This is a genomic window from Gellertiella sp. DMC107, assembly GCF_056313605.1.
Genome location: NZ_JBQUZZ010000004.1, coordinates 340855 through 359260, shown reverse-complemented (window position 1 = coordinate 359260; position 18406 = coordinate 340855). Strand labels below are relative to the sequence as shown.

General features: G+C 60.0%; 16 protein-coding genes. 11 read left to right on the top strand and 5 right to left on the bottom strand.

What is annotated here, in order from left to right; translation table 11 throughout:
• Nucleotides 1-74 precede the first annotated feature (74 nt).
• The 3 genes from ACT54B_RS15520 to ACT54B_RS15510 are packed head-to-tail and all read left to right on the top strand — an operon-like array spanning nt 75 to nt 2912.
• A complete protein-coding gene (locus ACT54B_RS15520) occupies nt 75-995 on the top strand; it encodes a carbohydrate ABC transporter permease (RefSeq protein WP_476046241.1) in 921 nt (306 codons plus the stop codon).
• 4 nt (nt 996-999) lie between these two features.
• On the top strand, nt 1000-1833 hold the full coding sequence (locus ACT54B_RS15515; RefSeq protein WP_476046040.1) for a carbohydrate ABC transporter permease: 834 nt from the start codon (nt 1000-1002) through the stop codon (nt 1831-1833).
• An 11-nt stretch (nt 1834-1844) separates the two neighbouring features.
• Entirely contained in the window at nt 1845-2912 is a 1068-nt protein-coding gene (locus ACT54B_RS15510) for an ABC transporter ATP-binding protein (RefSeq protein ID WP_476046038.1), read from the top strand.
• Between the two features lie 21 nt (nt 2913-2933).
• On the opposite strand, the gene ACT54B_RS15505 is transcribed toward ACT54B_RS15510, so the two are convergent.
• The 3 genes from ACT54B_RS15505 to ACT54B_RS15495 are packed head-to-tail and all read right to left on the bottom strand — an operon-like array spanning nt 2934 to nt 4981.
• Nucleotides 2934-3707, bottom strand: coding sequence for a sulfite exporter TauE/SafE family protein (locus tag ACT54B_RS15505; RefSeq protein WP_476046036.1), 774 nt, complete (start codon nt 3705-3707; stop codon nt 2934-2936).
• The gene (locus ACT54B_RS15500; RefSeq protein WP_476046034.1) at nt 3707-4042 is read right to left on the bottom strand and encodes a protein tyrosine phosphatase family protein; all 336 of its coding nucleotides are present in this window, start codon (nt 4040-4042) and stop codon (nt 3707-3709) included. The genes ACT54B_RS15505 and ACT54B_RS15500 overlap by 1 nt, the downstream gene beginning before the upstream one ends.
• Before the next feature lie 54 nt (nt 4043-4096).
• Nucleotides 4097-4981, bottom strand: a complete 885-nt coding sequence (locus ACT54B_RS15495) for an MBL fold metallo-hydrolase (protein ID WP_476046032.1) — start codon at nt 4979-4981, stop codon at nt 4097-4099.
• 130 nt (nt 4982-5111) lie between these two features.
• Here ACT54B_RS15495 and ACT54B_RS15490 point away from each other — a divergent pair, with 130 nt between their 5' ends.
• The 4 genes from ACT54B_RS15490 (at nt 5112) to ACT54B_RS15475 (ending at nt 9972) form a co-directional block, all read left to right on the top strand.
• Entirely contained in the window at nt 5112-5435 is a 324-nt protein-coding gene (locus tag ACT54B_RS15490) for an ArsR/SmtB family transcription factor (protein WP_476046031.1), read from the top strand.
• Nucleotides 5436-5543: 108 nt separating this feature from the next.
• The gene (locus tag ACT54B_RS15485) at nt 5544-5744 is read left to right on the top strand and encodes a YgaP family membrane protein (RefSeq protein ID WP_476046030.1); all 201 of its coding nucleotides are present in this window, start codon (nt 5544-5546) and stop codon (nt 5742-5744) included.
• Nucleotides 5745-5755: 11 nt separating this feature from the next.
• Entirely contained in the window at nt 5756-6727 is a 972-nt protein-coding gene (locus ACT54B_RS15480) for an efflux RND transporter periplasmic adaptor subunit (protein ID WP_476046029.1), read from the top strand.
• On the top strand, nt 6724-9972 hold the full coding sequence (locus ACT54B_RS15475) for an efflux RND transporter permease subunit (RefSeq protein ID WP_476046028.1): 3249 nt from the start codon (nt 6724-6726) through the stop codon (nt 9970-9972). Before ACT54B_RS15480 ends, ACT54B_RS15475 begins: the two co-directional genes overlap by 4 nt.
• On the opposite strand, the gene ACT54B_RS15470 is transcribed toward ACT54B_RS15475, so the two are convergent.
• Nucleotides 9959-10180, bottom strand: a complete 222-nt coding sequence (locus tag ACT54B_RS15470) for a hypothetical protein (protein WP_476046026.1) — start codon at nt 10178-10180, stop codon at nt 9959-9961. The two genes, ACT54B_RS15475 and ACT54B_RS15470, sit on opposite strands and share 14 nt — an antisense overlap.
• A 203-nt stretch (nt 10181-10383) precedes the next feature.
• On the opposite strand from ACT54B_RS15470, the gene ACT54B_RS15465 reads away from it, so the two are divergent.
• A complete protein-coding gene (locus ACT54B_RS15465) occupies nt 10384-12453 on the top strand; it encodes a M13 family metallopeptidase (protein WP_476046025.1) in 2070 nt (689 codons plus the stop codon).
• Between the two features lie 104 nt (nt 12454-12557).
• Nucleotides 12558-13085, top strand: a complete 528-nt coding sequence (locus ACT54B_RS15460) for a hypothetical protein (RefSeq protein WP_476046023.1) — start codon at nt 12558-12560, stop codon at nt 13083-13085.
• Between the two features lie 141 nt (nt 13086-13226).
• Here the strand turns inward: ACT54B_RS15460 and ACT54B_RS15455 are convergent, their stop codons facing one another.
• The gene (locus ACT54B_RS15455) at nt 13227-14138 is read right to left on the bottom strand and encodes a LysR family transcriptional regulator (protein WP_476046022.1); all 912 of its coding nucleotides are present in this window, start codon (nt 14136-14138) and stop codon (nt 13227-13229) included.
• 99 nt (nt 14139-14237) lie between these two features.
• Here ACT54B_RS15455 and ACT54B_RS15450 point away from each other — a divergent pair, with 99 nt between their 5' ends.
• Both ACT54B_RS15450 and ACT54B_RS15445 read left to right on the top strand, forming a co-directional pair.
• Nucleotides 14238-15806, top strand: coding sequence for a proton-conducting transporter transmembrane domain-containing protein (locus tag ACT54B_RS15450; RefSeq protein WP_476046021.1), 1569 nt, complete (start codon nt 14238-14240; stop codon nt 15804-15806).
• A 4-nt stretch (nt 15807-15810) separates the two neighbouring features.
• On the top strand, nt 15811-18222 hold the full coding sequence (locus ACT54B_RS15445) for a YbcC family protein (RefSeq protein WP_476046020.1): 2412 nt from the start codon (nt 15811-15813) through the stop codon (nt 18220-18222).
• Nucleotides 18223-18406 lie beyond the last annotated feature (184 nt).

Genomic DNA, 18406 nt, shown 5'->3' with positions numbered 1-18406 from the left:
GGAGCAGAGCGCGCGTGAAGACGCGCGTTCTGCCCATCCGCGAGTGCCCTGATGCCACCGACGGAAACCAGGCCATGATTTCAGCACACGCCGACGACAGACGGCCGCTCCTGGAGCGGTTCGCCCAGTCCATGGAACCCTATCTCTACAGTGCTCCGGCGCTGATACTCATCGTCACCATCATGCTGGTGCCGCTTGCGCTGGGGATGTCCTATGCGTTTCGCGATATCCAGCTCCTCAATCCCTTCTCTGGCGGCTTTATCGGCCTCGACCATTTTCGGGCACTGGGCCAGGATCAGGATTTTTACCGCGCGCTTCGCAACACATTATGGTGGACGGGTGCATCGGTTTTCCTGCAGTTCGTTTTCGGGCTCATCCTCGCCCTGCTTCTGGACAAGCCCTTTGCCGGGCGGGGCCTCGCGCAGGCCCTGGTCTTCCTGCCCTGGGCGGTACCGAGTTTCCTCGCCGGTCTGAATTGGGCCTGGCTCTTCAATCCGGTGATCGGGCCGCTGCCGCACTGGCTTTATGCGCTCGGGCTTCTTTCGGAGCCGAACAATATTCTGTCCGATCCGGATCTTGCCATGTGGGGACCCATTGCAGCGAATGTCTGGTGGGGAATTCCATTCTTCGCGATCACGCTTCTGGCTGCCCTGCAGGCCATTCCCCGCGATCTCTATGAAGCAGCCTCGATCGATGGAGCAGGCCCGATGCAGCGGTTCCTTTCGATCACGCTTCCCTTCCTGGCCCCGACCATTGCCATAACCGTTCTTCTCCGCACCGTCTGGATCTCGAATTTTGCCGATCTCATCGTCGTGATGACCAATGGAGGCCCGGCAGACCGTACCCAGATCGTGGCGAGCTACATTTTCACGCAAGCCTTCAAGCGGCTGGACTTCGGTTATGCCTCCGCCATTGCTCTCGTGCTCCTGGCGCTGTTGCTGGCCTATTCGCTCCTGATCGTGCTGCTGCGGCAGACCTTGCTGAACAAGGGGTAAGCCGATGCGACCCTCCCGAATCCTCGCTGTCGTCGCCCACCGCCTGGCCATCCTGGCTTATGCCGCCTTTTCGCTTTTCCCGCTGTTCTGGTTGCTCAAGGTCTCGGTCACGCCGAACGAGCTTCTCTACAGCGAAGGCGTGAGGCTCTGGCCATCCCATGCGACGCTTGAACATTATACGTTCGTGCTGACCCACAGCGCGTTTCCCACCTTCTTCAAGAACAGCCTGACGGTGGCGGGAGCGACCGCCCTGATTGTCACCGTTCTGGCCGCCTTGGCGGGATACGCGCTTTCACGGTTTCACTTCCGGGGGAAGTTCTGGATCGTCGGCCTGATGCTCGTCACGCAGATGTTTCCGCTGGTCATGCTGGTTGCGCCGATCTTCAAGATGCTCTCTCCGCTCGGGCTGACCAATAGCCTGACCGGATTGGTGATCGTCTATTCGGCCTTTAACGTGCCATTCGCCACCTTTCTCATGCAGTCCTTCTTCGATGGTATTCCGAAAGACCTGGAAGAGGCGGCCATGATCGATGGCGCAACCCGCTTCGTTGCCTTTCGGGAGATCATCCTGCCCCTCACCCTGCCCGGCGTGGCTGCCACGCTCGGTTTTGTCTTCACCGCCGCCTGGAGCGAACTGCTGTTTGCGTTGATGCTTGTTTCAGGCAACGACGCGGCCACGTTCCCGGTCGGATTGCTTTCCTTCGTATCCAAATTCTCGGTGGATTTCGGACAGATGATGGCTGCGGGCGTCCTGGCGCTTATTCCAGCCTGCCTCTTCTTCCTGCTGATCCAGCGTTATCTCGTCCAGGGCCTCACCGCCGGCGCGGTCAAGGGCTAAGGAGTTTGTCCATGGCATCCATCGAAATTTCCGACATCCGCAAGACTTTCGGCGCCGTCGCAGTGCTGCACGGTGTCGATCTTACCATCAGGGATGGCGAATTCATTGTCCTCATCGGCCCTTCCGGCTGCGGCAAGTCCACGCTTCTGCGGATGATTGCCGGGCTGGAGGACGTGTCTTCGGGGGATCTGTTGATCGATGGCCGCAAGGTCAATCATCTGGCCCCCAAGGATCGTGACATCGCGATGGTCTTTCAATCCTATGCGCTCTATCCCCACATGAGTGTGAAGGATAACATGAGTTACAGTCTCCGCCTGCGCAAAACGCCCCGTGACCGGATCGCGGATGTCGTGGGCAAGGCGGCGACCAAACTTGGCCTCGATCCCCTGCTGGAGCGGCGGCCCAAGGCTCTTTCCGGCGGCCAGCGTCAACGCGTCGCGATGGGCCGGGCGATCGTTCGCCAACCAAAGGCCTTTCTCTTCGACGAGCCGCTTTCGAACCTGGATGCCCGATTGCGGGAACAGATGCGAGCAGAGATCAAGAAGCTTCATTCCGAACTCGGTGCAACATCGATCTATGTCACGCATGACCAAATCGAGGCGATGACCCTGGCCGACCGAATTGTCGCCATGCATGGTGGGGTCGTGCAGCAGGTTGGTTCGCCGCTTGAGCTTTATGATCGCCCCGCCAATCTTTTCGTGGCGGGGTTCATCGGTTCGCCTGGCATGAACTTTCTGGCAGGACGGTATGAAGCCGACGGTGTGAGTGCCCGGGTGGTCCTCCAGGACGGCCTGTCCATTCCGGTGAAACCGGGCGTTCTTTCTCCTGGAAGCGCGGTCACGCTCGGCATCCGGCCCGAGCACGTGACGCTGGGCGATAAGGACGGCATGAAGGCTCGGGTCGAGCTGGTGGAGCCCACCGGCTTCGGGATCATACTGCATGTCTCCCTCAATGGAGAACCGCTCAAGGTCTTCACCCTGGAGCGCACGGCGCTGGCCTATGCGGATGAGGTTTCGATCCGCTTTCCGGTCGCCCATGTCCACCTGTTCGGAGCGGACGAGCGGCGCATCGACAGTTGAAGCGAGGGAAAAAATCGTGCCTTACGCTGCAGCCGCGAGAAGGGCGCCACTGCTCTTCCACAAAACATAGGCGGCAACGATGAAGATGAGAGCGGCCAGAATGGAACTCAGGGCTTGCTTGTAGCGGGCCAGGCGGGTTGCCAGGGCAAGTCCCACCATGCCTCCCAGGGTGCCGCCTGCGATGAATTCTCCGGCAACCGGCCAATCCACCAGGCCGGAAAAGGCATAGTTCAAGGCCGTCGCCAACCCGAAGGTACCGACGGACAGAAGCGACGTGCCCACCGCATTGATCATGGGCATTCCCGTCGCCGCGATGAGAGCCGGGACAATCAGGAAGCCGCCGCCGATGCCAAAGAAGCCGGAGGCGCCTCCCGTGCCGAGCGCCAGAACGGCAGTGCGCAGGCAGGTGCGGCGGTCAGGGGGTATGTCTCTGCCTGCCGTCTTTCTCGGGCGCAGCATCAGCAGCCCGACGGCCACCATGACCAGGCCGAAAAGAAAGAGCAAAGCCTGGCCATCCATCATCTTGCCGAGGGTCGAGCCGGCCAGCGTGCCGGCGACACCCACGACCGCGAATGTGGCGCCGCATTTCCAGCGGACATGTCCCTTTGCCGCATGGGCAGCGAGATTGATATAGGCATTGACCGACACCGCCAGGGCGCTGGTGCCGATGGCGGTGTGCGGATCTCGAACGCCGACCGCATAGAGGAGAAGCGGCGTGGCGAGAATCGATCCGCCACCGCCGACAAGGCCGAGCGTGAATCCCACCAATCCTCCGGATGCGATCGCTTCAAGCATCAAACGCGCTTTGCGAAATCGTAAGCGGCGGCGCAGCGGTTGCCTGAGGCGCAATAGGCGAGAACAGGTCCTGACTGCGCTGCGAGGATCGTTTTCAGCTTACGGGCCTGATCCGGTGTCATCGAGCCCGGTACGACCGGAAAATAGACGGCTTCCATCCCGGCCCCTTCGGCTGCCGACTTGACGTCAGCGAAGGCCGGCTGATTGAATCCCTCATTGTCAGGACGCATGCAGATCAGCATCTTGTAGCCGCGTGTCGCAATATCGGCGGCCTGATCGGGCGTGATCTGACCGGTGACGTCGAAGGTGGAGTCGATCTTTCGAGTTGCTACCATTTTGGTTCTGTTCTCCGTGAGAAAGGCGATCAATCGCTTGAGCATCGGTTTATCCTAGAAGGCATTGAGCGGGACTTTGAGGTAGCGGGTGCCGTTGGCCTCCTCCTCGGGTAAGGCGCCCGCTTTCATGTTGACCTGTATCGAAGGAATGATGAGCTTCGGCATGGATAGGGTTCGGTCGCGCGCTGTGCGCATGGCGACGAAGTCATCCTCCGATATTCCGTTATGGACATGAATGTTTTCGGCACGCTCGGCCTCTACCGTCGTTTCCCAACGGATTTCCCGACCGCCCGGCGCATAATCGTGACACATGAAAAGGCGCGTTGTGGGCGGAAGCGCCAGTATGCGCTGGATCGAGCGGTAAAGGGCTCGCGCGTCGCCGCCTGGAAAATCGGCACGGGCGGTTCCTCCATCCGGCATGAAGAGCGTGTCGCCCACGAAGGCTGCATCGCCGATGAGATGGGTAACGCAGGCGGGTGTGTGCCCGGGCGTGTGCATCGCCAGACCGGTCAGCCCGCCAATCTGGTATGTGTCACCGTCACGAAACAGATGATCGAACTGGCTGCCATCGCGCTGGAATTCGGTGCCTTCATTGAAAATCTTGCCGAACGTTTCCTGAACCGTGCGAATTTGCTCCCCGATACCGATGCGGCCGCCAAGCTGCTGCTGGATGTAGGGTGCCGCCGACAGATGATCCGCATGGACATGGGTTTCGATCAGCCACTCCACGGCCAGCCCTTCGGTCTTGATGTAATTGATGATCCTGTCGGCAGAATGATAGCTGATCCTGCCTGAGGCATAATCGAAATCCAGGACCGAATCGATGACCGCAGCCGACCGGGAGTCGGGATCGCGGACCACATAGGAGACGCTGTTCGTCGCATCGTCGAAAAATGCCTCGACCAAAGGTTTGCGGGCGCTTTCATTAGCGAAGGGCATCGTCTTCTCCTTAATATACGATACTTCGTAGATACATATATGTTTCGATTTTCGGTTGTCAACTCCTTCCCTTTGCATAAGGCTTTGCGGTGACTTGCCTCCCACGAAGAAATAATATATATACGTATATATGAAGATAAATCCTGAACAAATGATCTCGGGTGCGGATATGGCCAGCGATCTGTTGAAGTCGCTGTCCAATCGCCATCGCCTGCTGATCCTGTGCCGCCTCACGGATGGAGAGCATTCGGTGGGCGAGCTCGCGGACTTTCTGGGCATCCGGGATTCCACGGTCTCGCAACATCTGGCGCTGCTTCGCCGCGACAAGATCATCACCGGACGTCGGGACGGCCAGACGATTTGGTACAAGATCGCCAGCGAACCGGCACGAGCGGTGGTGGCCACGCTTTACGAGGCATTCTGCGGCGGGGCCGATTGCCGTGCTGGCGCTTAGGACCGGCACAAGCGGGGGCCTGTCTCTTTCTCGTCGCAGGACCGCTTGACAAGAGCCTGCGCAAAACCTACGTATCTTCGTAAGTATGAAATTTAAGGAGCTACTCCCATGAACATCGATCGCGCCGTCATGATCTTTGCAGGCCTGATGATATTCGTTTCCCTGTTTCTCACGCACTTCGTGCATCCTGGCTTTGTGTGGTTTACGGGCTTTATCGGACTGAATCTCATCCAGTCTGCCTTTACCGGCTTCTGTCCCGCCGCCATCCTGTTCCGCAAACTCGGTCTTGCGCGCGCCTCTGCTTTTTAAGGATAAGACAAATGAAAAGCGCCCTTGTGTCCGGCCTGTTCTTCCTGGCCTTTTCCCTCCAGGCCACGAACGCTGCTGAAATCAATGTCCGTTCGGAAAAGATACCGGAAATGAAAGCCGTGTACGGGCAGGTCGAGGCGCGGGATGCGGTTCTTGCGCGTGCGCGCATTCCCGGCACATTGGTCGAGCTGGCCGTGACGGAAGGAGATGTGGTGGCCGCGGGCGATGTGATTGCCCGGATTCAGGACGATCGCAACGAGTTTCAGATCAAGGCTGTGGATGCTCAGCTTCTGGGCCTGAAGGCCTCTCTGGGCAATGCCCGTGCCGACCTGGAGAGGGCGCGGCAGTTGCTGAAAACCGGGACGACCACCGCTCAGCGCGTGGACCAGCTTCAAACGCAGGTTGACGTCACCGAAAACCAGATCCGGTCCGCGGAAGCCAGTCGCTCGGTGCTGGTAGAGCAGTCGGCTCAAGGCGCTGTCCTTGCGCCGGCCTCCGGAAAAGTTCTCAAGGTGCCCGTCACACGATCCGCGGTGGTCATGGCCGGAGAAACCGTCGCCACCATCGGTGGTGGCGGCTATTTCCTGCGGCTTGCTATTCCGGAGCGCCATGCGGCTTCGCTCAAGCAAGGCGCAGACATTTCCATTGATGCGGCGGGCAAGCCGCTCTCGGGCAAGCTTGCCAAGATCTATCCCGAAATCCTGTCCGGAAGGGTAACGGCGGATGTCGAAGTGCCAGACCTCTCGTCCGATTTTGTCGGCGCCCGTATTCTTGTGGAATTGCCTGTCGGAGAAAGGGAGGCCATCCTCCTCCCCAAGCCGGCTATTGTAACCCGCTCCGGTCTCGATTTCGTCACCGTGCTCGAAAACGGCAAACCTGTCGAACGCGCGGTTATCACCGGCCAGCATGAAGACCCGGATGGCGCAGAACGCATCGAAATCCTGACCGGCCTTTCCGACGGCGAAACGGTGATCCTGCCATGACCCAAGATTTGCGTCCCGACACCCCCCCGTCCACCGATACGGCGGACGAGGCCTTTGGCAATCTCGGCATTGCCGGAAATCTGACGCGGCTCTTCATCAAGTCGCCCCTGACGCCCCTTTTTCTCATTGCCGCCTTCGCCTTCGGACTGGTCGCCTTGCTCACGCTTCCCCGTGAGGAAGAGCCGCAGATTTCCGTACCGATGGTGGATATCATCGTCCCGGCCCCTGGCCTTAAGGCCACCGATGCCGAGAAGCTTATAACCGAACCGCTGGAAACCATCGTCAAGAGCATCAATGGCGTGGAGCACATCTACTCCCAGTCGATGGACAATCAGGTGATGGTCACGGCCCGGTTTCTGGTCGGTACGTCTGCCGATGCCGCGGTCCTGCGTGTTCATGACAGGGTAAGGGCCAATATGGATCGCATCCCGGTCGGCATTCCGGAACCTTGGATTGTCGGCCGCGGGATCGATGATGTTGCGATCGTCACGCTGACGCTTTCTCCGAAGTCGGGTGCCTCCGGGAAAGTAACGGCCAATGATCTGACGCGGGTGATCCGGGAAGTCCGCAACGAAGTTGCCAAGGTCGAGGATGTGGGCCTCACCTATGTGGTCGGCGAGACCGGCGAGGAGATCCGCATCTCGCCGCAACCGGAGAAGCTCGCTCTCTATGGCGTGACATTGCAGCAACTGGCGGGGAAGGTTGCCGGTGCGAATGCTGCTCTCCCCGCAGGCAAGGTTCGCGACAAGGGCCAGGAAATCGATCTGATGGCAGGGGAAACGCTTGTTTCGCCGCAGGAGATCGGCAATCTCCTGCTCACAGCACGCGATGGCCGCCCGGTCTATGTCCGCGACGTCGCCTCCATTTCGCTGATCACCGACAACAGCAATGCGCTGGTCTCCACCCTGCGCAAGAGCGGCGGCAATGGGGCTGAACGGGTTCCCTCCGTCACTCTGGCGATCGCAAAGCGCGCCGGGTCGAATGCCGTGGTTGTCGCGGAAGCTGTCCTGGAGCGGGTCGAGGCCATCGAAGGACGCCTTATTCCGGAGGATATGGCTGTCGAGGTAACCCGCAATTATGGCGAGACGGCAAATGAGAAGGCCAACGAGCTTCTCTATCATCTCGGCCTGGCGACGATTTCCATCATTGCGCTGGTCTGGCTTTCCATCGGTCGCCGGGAAGCCTTTGTCGTGGCGATCGTCATTCCTGTCACGATCCTCCTCACACTCTTTGCCTCGCGCCTCATGGGCTACACGCTCAACCGGGTTTCGCTGTTCGCCCTGATCTTTTCGATCGGCATTCTCGTCGATGATGCGATCGTGGTGATTGAGAATATTGCCCGGCATTGGGGGATGGCCGATGGGCGGACGCGCCGGCGCAGCGCGATCGAGGCGGTCGCCGAGGTCGGAAACCCAACCATCGTCGCCACGCTCACCGTGGTCGCGGCGCTGCTGCCCATGCTCTTCGTTTCCGGCATGATGGGCCCCTATATGAGCCCGATTCCTGCCAATGCGTCGGCTGCGATGATCTTTTCCTTTTTCGTGGCTGTCATCGTCACGCCCTGGCTGATGCTGAAAGTGGCCGGTCATGCACCGGTCCAGCATGGCCATGACGGGGAAGCAGGCGGTCGCCTCGGTGCCCTGTACAGTGCGGTTGCCCGTCCCATTCTCGCGTCCAAAGCAAGAAGCTGGGCCTTCCTGCTGGGGGTCGGTCTTCTCACCCTCGGCTCCCTGTCGCTGTTCTATACGAAGAGCGTGACCGTCAAATTGCTGCCTTTCGACAACAAGTCCGAGCTTTCCGTCACCGTCGATCTGCCCGAGGGGGCTTCTACGGAGGCTACGGATGCGGTCGCGCAGGCAATCGGCCGCATTGTGCTTGGCATGCCGGAAGTGGTGTCGGTGCAGACTCATGCCGGAACCGCCGCTCCCTTCAATTTCAACGGACTGGTGCGCCATGCCTATATGCGCGCTGCACCCAATCAGGGAGATGTTGCCATCAATCTCACTCCCAAAGGCGATCGGGAGCGTTCCAGCCATGAGATTGCCCTGGATATTCGCCAGAAAATCGCGAGCCTGAGCGTGCCGGCCGGCACCAGCCTCAAGGTGGTCGAACCGCCGCCCGGTCCACCGGTCATGGCGACTCTGCTCGCTGAAATCTACGGGCCGGATGCCGACACGCGCCGCAAAGTCGCGGCAAAGGTCGAACATGCTTTCCGGTCTGTTCCGTTTATCGTCGATGTGGACAATTCCTACGGTCAGCAAGCCCGCCGCAAACGTCTGACCATTTCCACGGACAATGCGGAATTCTATCATGTCGAGGAGGGAGACGTCTTCGATACGATCGCCATCCTCGCCAATGGCAAAACGATCGGCTATTCGCACCGGGGGGGAGGACGCCCGCCCATTCCGATCCGGCTGGAACGGAGCAAGAGCGAAACGGTACTGGACGAAGCCTTTCTCACGACGCCGATGCCCGCCAATGTCCTTCCGGGAGACAAGGGCGTGGTCGAGCTCGGCGATGTCGTGAAGCTTTCCGATGAAACCACATCGCTCCCCATCTTCCGCCACAATGGCGTCAGCGCGGAAATGGTCACGGCTGAACTCGCCGGTGCTTACGAGGCTCCCCTCTACGGCATGTTGGCGGTGCAGGACGCCATCGACAGCGAAGACTGGGCCGGCCTGCCTAAGCCGATCCTGTCGCTGCATGGCCAGCCCAAGGATGAAACCGTATCAACCCTTCTCTGGGATGGGGAATGGGAAGTGACCTGGGTGACCTTCCGGGACATGGGCGCAGCCTTCATGATCGCACTGCTGGGCATCTACATTCTTGTTGTCGGACAGTTCGGATCCTTCAAGCTTCCGCTTGTCATCCTCACTCCGGTTCCGTTGACCTTCATCGGTATATTGGGTGGGCACTGGCTGTTTGGAGCGCCCTTCTCTGCAACCTCGATGATCGGCTTCATTGCCCTCGCAGGCATTATCGTGCGGAATTCGATCCTGCTTGTCGATTTCGTCCGGCACGCAGACCGGTCGGAGAAGAGCTTCACGGACATTCTGATCGAAGCGGGGGCCATTCGCTTCAAGCCAATCCTTCTGACCGCGCTTGCGGCGATCATTGGCGCGGCGGTTATCCTGACCGATCCGATTTTCCAGGGATTGGCGATTTCGCTTCTGTTCGGCCTTGCATCCTCCACCTTGCTGACGGTCCTGGTCATACCGGCGATTTACCGTGTCATGCGCACCTGAGGCCGATTTGCCTGCCACCGAGCCGCCGCTTGGCGGCTCGATATTTTTCAACCGGTCGTCTGGCTTTTGCCAGCAAATCGGTTGACCGAAAGCTGGTCGCAAGGCTGTCGATTGAATATAATTCCGAATTTAAACGATTAACCGGACCTTGTTTGTCATATTTTTGATAATCGATCCTGTTCTTTAAATGGTCTATATTGATCTTCATCAATTAACTCTTCTATGCATGAATATATCTCAGATTGAAAACTGATTTTTCATTCGTCTTCCCTACCCGCGCGTGCGAGATATTGCCCCTATCTGTTTGATCCCGGATGAAACGCATGGTCATGCGGGACGGGCAGTTCCGCGGCTTCCTGCATCATTCCAGGCAGGCCGGAGACAGAATCCGGGATCGGCGAGGAATAAGCGATGAACGTCTGGCTCAAACAGGTCTTCGCATTGGCCGCGATATCCTGGGCAACAACGGTGCAGGCAGGGGACGGAGACATTCCGACCATCGGTCCGGACCAGCTTTCCTTTTCCGTCGACAATATGGACCTGTCCGCAGAACCGAGAACCAGCTTCTATCGCTATGCTTCTGGAAAGTGGCAGGACAGGGCGGTCCGGCCGACCGAAAGAGCGTCGATCGGAGCCTTCGATTTCATGTCGAAGCGTTTGGTGGCCCAGCTGAAAAACGTGATCGAGGATGCGGCCACGCGGTCGTCGACAGCACCCAAGGGAAGCCCCGTTCAGCAGGTTGGTGATTTCTATCGTTCCTACATGGATGTCGCCGCCGTCGATACAGGCGGCCTCGCGCCGCTCAAGGCGGAATTCGACAGGATCGATGCCATCTCCGATCTGCCTGGTCTGTCTGCCTATCTCGGGCACTTCGTCACCGTTACGGGCGAAGTGGCGCTGGCTGGCATGGTGCCATCTCAGGACCAGCTCGATTCGAAGAAGATTTCCCTCTACGTGGTCAGCGGGAGTCTTTTGCTGCCCTATGAAGAGCTTTATGCCAAGCCTCCCGGTTCGCCCCTCGACAAAGCCCTTCGGGCCAATCTCACGGACGTGCTGGTCGCTGCCGGCTATACGGCCGAGGAAGGGGCCCGACTGACCAACATGGCTGCCGACCTGGAGAGGGAGTTGCATGCCGGGCAATTGTCTCCCGTTCAGGCGATGGATCCCCGCATCAGCTACAATCCCACGACCGTGAAGAGTCTTCAGAAGGAGGCGCCGGAAGTGGATCTGGCCCGGATGGCCGAGGGCCTCGGGATCGTCCTTCCGGATGGTCTCATCAAGCAGGAACCGCACTATCTCGAGCATCTTTCCGGACTACTCCAGGACCGGCCGCTGCAGGACTTCAAAGACTACCTGAAGCTCAAGCTCATCGCGAAATTCAAGCCATTCCTGGGCAGCCGTTTCGAGGCCTCAACCGCCGGCCTGATGAAGATCATCTACGGAATCGACAAGATGCCTCCGCGGGAGGAGCAGGCTCAGGGCGCCCTTCAGCTGTTCATCGGCCAGCCTTTGTCCCAGCTCTATGTCAAAGCCTATTTTACGGAAGAAACACGGTCAAAAGCCGCAGATATGGTCGCGCGGATCCGCAAGGCCTTTTTGCAACGGTTGCAGACACGCAGCTGGCTTACCCAGGAAACCCGGGACGCCGCATTGGAAAAGCTCAATCTGTTGAGTTTCAAGATCGGATATCCGGAGACGTGGATCGATTTCAGTCATGTCGATATTCGGCCGGACGACCTTGTCGGGAATGTCATGCGGCTGACCGCATTCGATGTCGGTCGGTCGCTGGATATGATCGGCAAACCCTATGTACACGACGATTTCGGTAACAGCCGGCACACGCTGCCCATCATCATCAATGCGGCTTACGATAGCCAGATCAACGGTTTTGAGGTTCCGGCAGCCATTCTACAGCCCGCGGCTTTCGAAGCGGACAAGGATGCCGCAACCTATTTCTGCCGCTTGGGCGCGGTGCTGGGCCATGAAATGACCCACGGCTTCGATAGTCGGGGCCGCCACTTCGATGCGATCGGCAACATGCGCGACTGGTGGACGAAGGAAGATGCTGCGGCTTTCGATCGAGAGGCACACAAGCTCGTCGACCAGGCCGATCAGTTCGAGGTGTTGCCAGGCTTGAAGGCGAACGGTGCCTTGAATGTCACGGAAAACATGGCGGATGTCGGCGGCATCAACTTTGCGTATGCGGCACTCATGGATTACCTCAAGGAGAATCCTTCCGAGAACGTGAAGATCGACGGCCTTACGCCTGCCCAGCGCTGCTTCATCTCCTGGGCGCAGTTGTGGTCCACAAAGCAGACCGAACAATCCCTGGTGAGCCAGGTCATGGGTGACAGTCACGCGCCCAATCTCTATCGGGCGACGGCGCCGCTGAAACACGTGGATGCGTTTTATGATGCCTTTGGCATCAAGGCTGGAGATCCCGAATGGTTGCCACCGGAAAAGAGGGTGAACGCCTGGTGAGGCGTTTCCGGCGAGATGTCCGGCCCGCGATGCTGATCCCGCTTGTGCGGGACCGGGGCAGGTCAGGGTCAATCCGACGTTTGTCAGGCAAAGGAGTATAAGTCATGATCCGTGTCGATTGGGGAAAGAAGCTGGCGCTTGCGATCGTGCTGCTGGCGGCAGGCGCGGCCATGCCCGCCCATGCCCGTGTGGTGGGCGATGGCGAACTGCAAAACTACTGCGCGGAAGAGGCAATGGTCCGGATGAATATCGGTCGTGAACGGATCAACATGCTGCCGGCGGAAGTGATCAAGGGCAAGTACCATGTTTATGGCGAAGCAATGACGGATTCCCAGGGGCTGGTGGGATTTGAGTGCCGCTTTGGCAAGGACCGGGTTCTGCAGAGCTTCAAGAGCAATGCCAGTGCCAGCAAGCCAGCGGCACAATCGGCAGCTCCGGCAGGCGTGCCCAAGGCTGCGCTGGACAAGTGCATGTACACGTTCGGTGTCCCGGCAAAGGTGAAAATGGTAAGCCCTCTGAAACCCGGCTATTTTGAAATCATCATTCGGGCGAAGGATGGCAGCCGGCAGGTGGCCTGCACCGTGTACCAGGATGGACAGCAGATAGAAGACTGGGTTGAAATGAAACCCTGAACCCGAGGCAAAGATCCGCTCGCCTCATCTGGCGGGCGGACGGCTCCAGTGCCGGGAGCGTGAATGACGCCACCCCAAGCCCGTTCCTGCAGCAGACGGGGAGAAGGCGGCGTCACCCAAGGCATCCTTTCCCATTCCATTTCAGTCGGGTGAAGATCCGGGGCCAGCCTTGGATTGCGAGAAAGAGCCGTCGATCAGGGCGACAGCGACGGGGTTCGGAAAGCGGCGGGCCGTGGTGACGGCGTAGAAACGCTCCCGAACATGGGGCAGGCGTTCAAGCTCGACCAGGGAACCGAGCTCCAGCTCGCCCTTGACCACAATGGGTGGCAGGACCGCAAGGCCGAGGCCTTCCCGGGTCAGCAGACGCATCATCGCCATGTCTTCGACTTCCGCGACGATCTGCGGCTTGACCGCAAGACGGGCCGCAAGGGCATCGAATTGCTGACGCACACCGCTGTCCGCCGTCGGGAGAATCAGCGGATAGCCGGACAGCAGGCCGGCGAGTGTTTCATTCGGATCGACACGGTCTGGCTGACCGACCAGGCTGACCTCCTGTGTATCGATGAGGTGCGCGACAAAGGGCGTGGACGCATCGGCGGCGGGTGTCTGGTTGAGCAGGATAATATCCAGGTTCAGGCTTTCCAGTCCGGCAAGCAGGTCGGCGGTTCGGCCGGAACGCAAGACAATCTCCACATCCTCCCTTCCGATGACGGGCCGAAGAAACTCCAGCTGGAAGTTTCTCGACAGGGTGGAAAGCGCTCCGATCCGCAACGGCCTTCGAATTGTGCCGGTTCGCTTCAGGGTCTCCATAAGCTCGTCCCCGGCGGAGAAAATCCGGTCCGCATGATCCAGCGCGATTCGGCCTGCCTCCGTCAGGATCAGCTGTCGTCCTCGGCGCTCGAAGAGTGCATGGCCAAGCCGGTCCTCCAACTGCCTGATCTGAATCGACAGCGCCGATTGGGACAGGTTGAGCCGTTCGGCGGTGCGCGTGAGATTTCCATCATGCGCGACAGCCCGGAAATAGCGCAGGTGATGATAGTTCAGTTCGCTCATTCCATCTATTTTATAGAACGAAAACTGAATAACAATGAATTTTTTTTACAGAAACTGCGCTGCTAGAGGAAGGCTTCTCCTATCCACGAGGGCTTTCTCATGCTTCATACCATTCCGTTGCTGGCGCCGCTTCTTTACCTGATGACGGCACTCCTTGCCGCGGCCGGACCCTGGAAACGACCGCGTCGCATTCTGTCGATCGGCAATGGTCTGGCGGGGGCCGCCTTTCTGGTTGCGCTGGCCAGCCTGCTCGTTCTGGTATCGGAAGGGCCGGGAACAAGCCTGGCGCTCGGAAGCGGTGCATTCGCCCTTAGCCTCCGCCATGACCTGCTGAGCCAGGTGATGCTTCTTCTCGTGACCTTCATTGGCTGGATCGTGTTGCGTTACAGCGCGACCTATGTCGACGGCGAGGCAAGACAGGGCCCCTTCACAGCCTGGATGAACCTGACGCTGATGGCTGTCTCGCTGCTGATGCTGTCGGGGACGCTTCTGCTTTTTGTCGGAAGTTTCGTGGCAACCAGCCTCTGCCTGCATCAGCTGCTTGTTTTCTATGCCGATCGTCCCGCCGCGCGGAATGCCGCCCGCAAGAAGTTTCTTCTTTCGCGCGTGGCCGATGTGGCTTTGATTGCCTCAGCGCTGGTGATGGGTGTCGGCTACGGCACCAGCGACATTGCCAGCATAGCGGAGGCCGCAAAATCTGGCATCGAGCCCCCCGGCACGGATCTTGCGGTTGCCCTGCTCGGTCTCGCCGCCCTGCTGAAATCTGCCCAATTCCCCACGCATGGATGGTTGACGGAGGTTATGGAGACGCCAACGCCCGTATCGGCGCTCCTTCATGCCGGACTGGTGAATGCCGGCGGCTTTCTCCTGATCCGTTTTGCCGATGTGGTGCTGCTTTCTCCCGTCACGCTTGCGGCTCTCGTCATGATCGGGGCCTTCACGGCGGTGTTCGGCGGGCTCGTGATGCTCACCCAGAGCGCCGTCAAGACCTCGCTTGCCTGGTCCACCGTGGCGCAAATGGGCTTCATGATCCTGCAATGCGGCCTTGCCCTTTTTCCCATTGCACTGCTCCATATCGTTGCTCACTCCCTATACAAGGCCCATGCCTTCCTCTCCTCCGGAGCGGCCGTGGAAGCCGTGCATGCGGCACGTCGCCCGGGTCCCGTTGCGGTGCCCAACGCGCGCGCCGTCGCCCGGGCCTTCCTTCTGGCGCTCGTGATCTATGGTTTGGCAGGCCTGGCTTTCGGGTTCTGGCACAAGCCTCCGCAGGCCCTGGCGCTCGGCGCGATTCTCATATTCGGGGTTGCTTACCTCCTGGCGCAAGGCCTGGCCGACACAGCTCCCCGCGCGCTTGCCTGGCGAACCTCGCTCTATGGTCTTGCCGCTTCTATCGGCTATTTCGGGTTACAATGGCTCACCTACCGCATAACCGCAGGCACCGTTCCCCTGCCGCCCCAGCCGGGACCACTTGAATGGGCGCTGATTGCGCTTGCCGTTACCACATTCGGATTTGTAGCGGTCGCCCAATCCCTGTTTCCATTATGGGCCTATCACCCGGCCGCGGCAGGCCTGCGGGTGCATCTTCAGAACGGCCTTTACATCAATGCGCTCGTCGACCGGCTTCTCGGTCACTTCAACCTGATGCCTGTACCCGCCCAGAAGGACTGATGCCATGAACCAGATTCCTCAATTCGAGCTCACCACAGCACAGAAACTGTCTCAGGCTGCAGAAAATTCAGGTCGGGCCATTCCACCGGCCTGGCCCCTGCAGGCGACAGTGGCGGTCAATCCGTTCCTCGGTCAGTCGACCCTCACTCTTGCCGAAACCTCGGAACTGATCGGCCGTTTGAGCGGCACCGATCTTGCGCCGCCGCGCGCCTGGTTTGCTTCGCGGATCAAACGGGGTTTTATTGCCCGGCGGGACCTTGCGGCCGCTCTGGAGAGGAGGCCCGTTTCGGGTATCCGTTCGCCCGAGGATCTCGCATCGGCGGCGGAACAGGAGAAAGCGCTCCCCGGCCGGATACCCGATGTGGCCATGCTTGCCGCCCGGGTCAGCGGAATCGATTGGCCGCGGATTGTGGTGGAGCGGATCGGCGCCTTTGCTGCAGGGTTCTTCGATGAAGGGCAGGCGCTTTGGGCAGCCCCCCGCGCAAAGGGTGCCTATGCCGCCTGGCGGCTGTTCGCGATGCATGACCTGACGCCCGAAATCGCAGGTCTGAAAGGCTTTGCCGCTGAGGTAGCCGAGCTGCCGCTCGCCGCGGAAGACGCCCTGACGGAAGCGAGCCAGCGTCTGAGTCTCGGAGACTTGCCCGGAAGCTATTTTCATCAGCTTCTCCTGGATCTCGGCGGTTACGCCCAATATGCGAGGCAACTGCAATTCAGCGCGGAACGCGACGGCATCCGTGATCGGACGATCATCGAGCTTCTGGCAATCCGCCTTGCTTTCGAGGCGGCGCTATTCAGACTTTACGGGACCGCTATAGGGGAGGACTGGAAGGAGGCCGTCTTTGCGCATCGGGCGCCCTTGAGGCCCGGCCGCGATCGGCTCATCGACGCGGCCCTTCTCGAGGCCGCGGAAATTGCCGAAAGCAGGCAGCGGATCACCGCTCTCGAATGGGCCGGAATGTCGTCCAGGCTGACGAAAAACGCCGTGCAACAGCGGCCATTGGTCCAGGCGGCCTTCTGCATCGATGTCCGCTCGGAAGTATTCCGCAGGGCACTGGAAACCGTCGATACCGGTATCGAAACGAAGGGCTTTGCCGGTTTCTTCGGCATGGGCATCTCCCATCGCCCGGCAGGATCCGATATAGCCGAACACCGCCTGCCTGTCCTGCTGCCTGCCGCTCGATACACCTGCGAGGCCGTGCCGGAAAACCGGGAGAAGTCGGAGAGGTATCGGGCGAGAGCGGTGAGGGCTTTCGGCCGTTTTCGCCAGGCGGCAGTTTCGTCCTTTGCCTTCATCGAAGCGATGGGGCCGGTCTATGCAGCGAAGCTTATCGGTGAAACCTTCCCCTGGTCACGGCGACCGAAGCAGAGTGGACGGCCGATCCCGGCCGCGCAGACGATCCTCGCCGATCAGGTCGACATGGCGTTCGGCGTGTTGAAAGCCATGATGCTCACCCAGAATTTCGCGCGGATCGTGCTTCTGGCCGGGCATGGGGCAACGAGCGCCAACAACCCCTTTCTGAGCGCCTTGCAGTGCGGGGCCTGCGGCGGGCATGCCGGAGACGTGAATGCCCGTCTGCTGGCAAATCTTCTCAATGATCGGGCAGTGCGAGAGGGCCTGGCTGATCGCAGTATCCGGATTCCTGAGGATACCCTGTTCGTTGCCGCAGTGCATGACACCACGACGGACGAGGTCACGATGTTCGAGAATGGCGGCGATCTTGTCGCTCATGCGGAGGATTTGCAGCGCCTCAAGGACTGGCTGCATATTGCCGGGAGGCTGGCGCGCGCCGAACGCGCCAAGCGATTGCCGCGGGGTGCCGAAGCGCCTCCCCGCAACCGGAGCCGCGACTGGGCGGAAACGCGACCGGAATGGGGTCTTGCCGGTTGTACGGCCTTTATTGCGGGTCCTCGTGCTCTGACGCTGGGGCATTCGCTGGAGGGCAAGGCCTTCCTGCACGACTATGTCTGGCAACGGGACGAAGGTTTTCAGGTTCTCGAATTGATCCTCACCGCCCCGGTGATCGTGGCAAGCTGGATCAACCTGCAATATTTCGGATCGTCCGTTGCGCCGGGAATATTCGGGTCCGGCAACAAGCTTCTGCATAATGTCGTGGGTGGAATCGGCGTGCTGGAAGGCAATGGCGGACCGATGCGCACGGGCCTTCCGTGGCAGTCCGTCCATGACGGCGACCAGCTCGTTCATGAGCCGCTGCGCCTGGCGGTCTATGTCAATGCGCCCGCCTCAGCCATTCTGGACATTCTGGCACGCCATGCCAGTCTGCGCCAGCTGGCGGATAATGGATGGATCAGGCTGTACTGCATAAACGAGGAGGGAGGACCGACGCTGCGCTATGCCGGCCATCTCGCCTTCGAGGAGCAGCCCGCCGATCTCTCCGGCTCACCAGCCAGCCGATAGGCCGGGACGCAGGGCTCGCCCTGACGACATAGGATCTTGCCCGGAGCGGTTTCGCTGCCTTGGAGGCGGCCAGGGGTTCCGGGCAGCGTGATCGAAGAAAAGGGGGGTGGCCGCAGGAGGCTGCCCTCATGGGACCCCTTCTTCGAAAGGTCCCAAGAGGGAGCCGCGCGAGCGCGCGATCAGG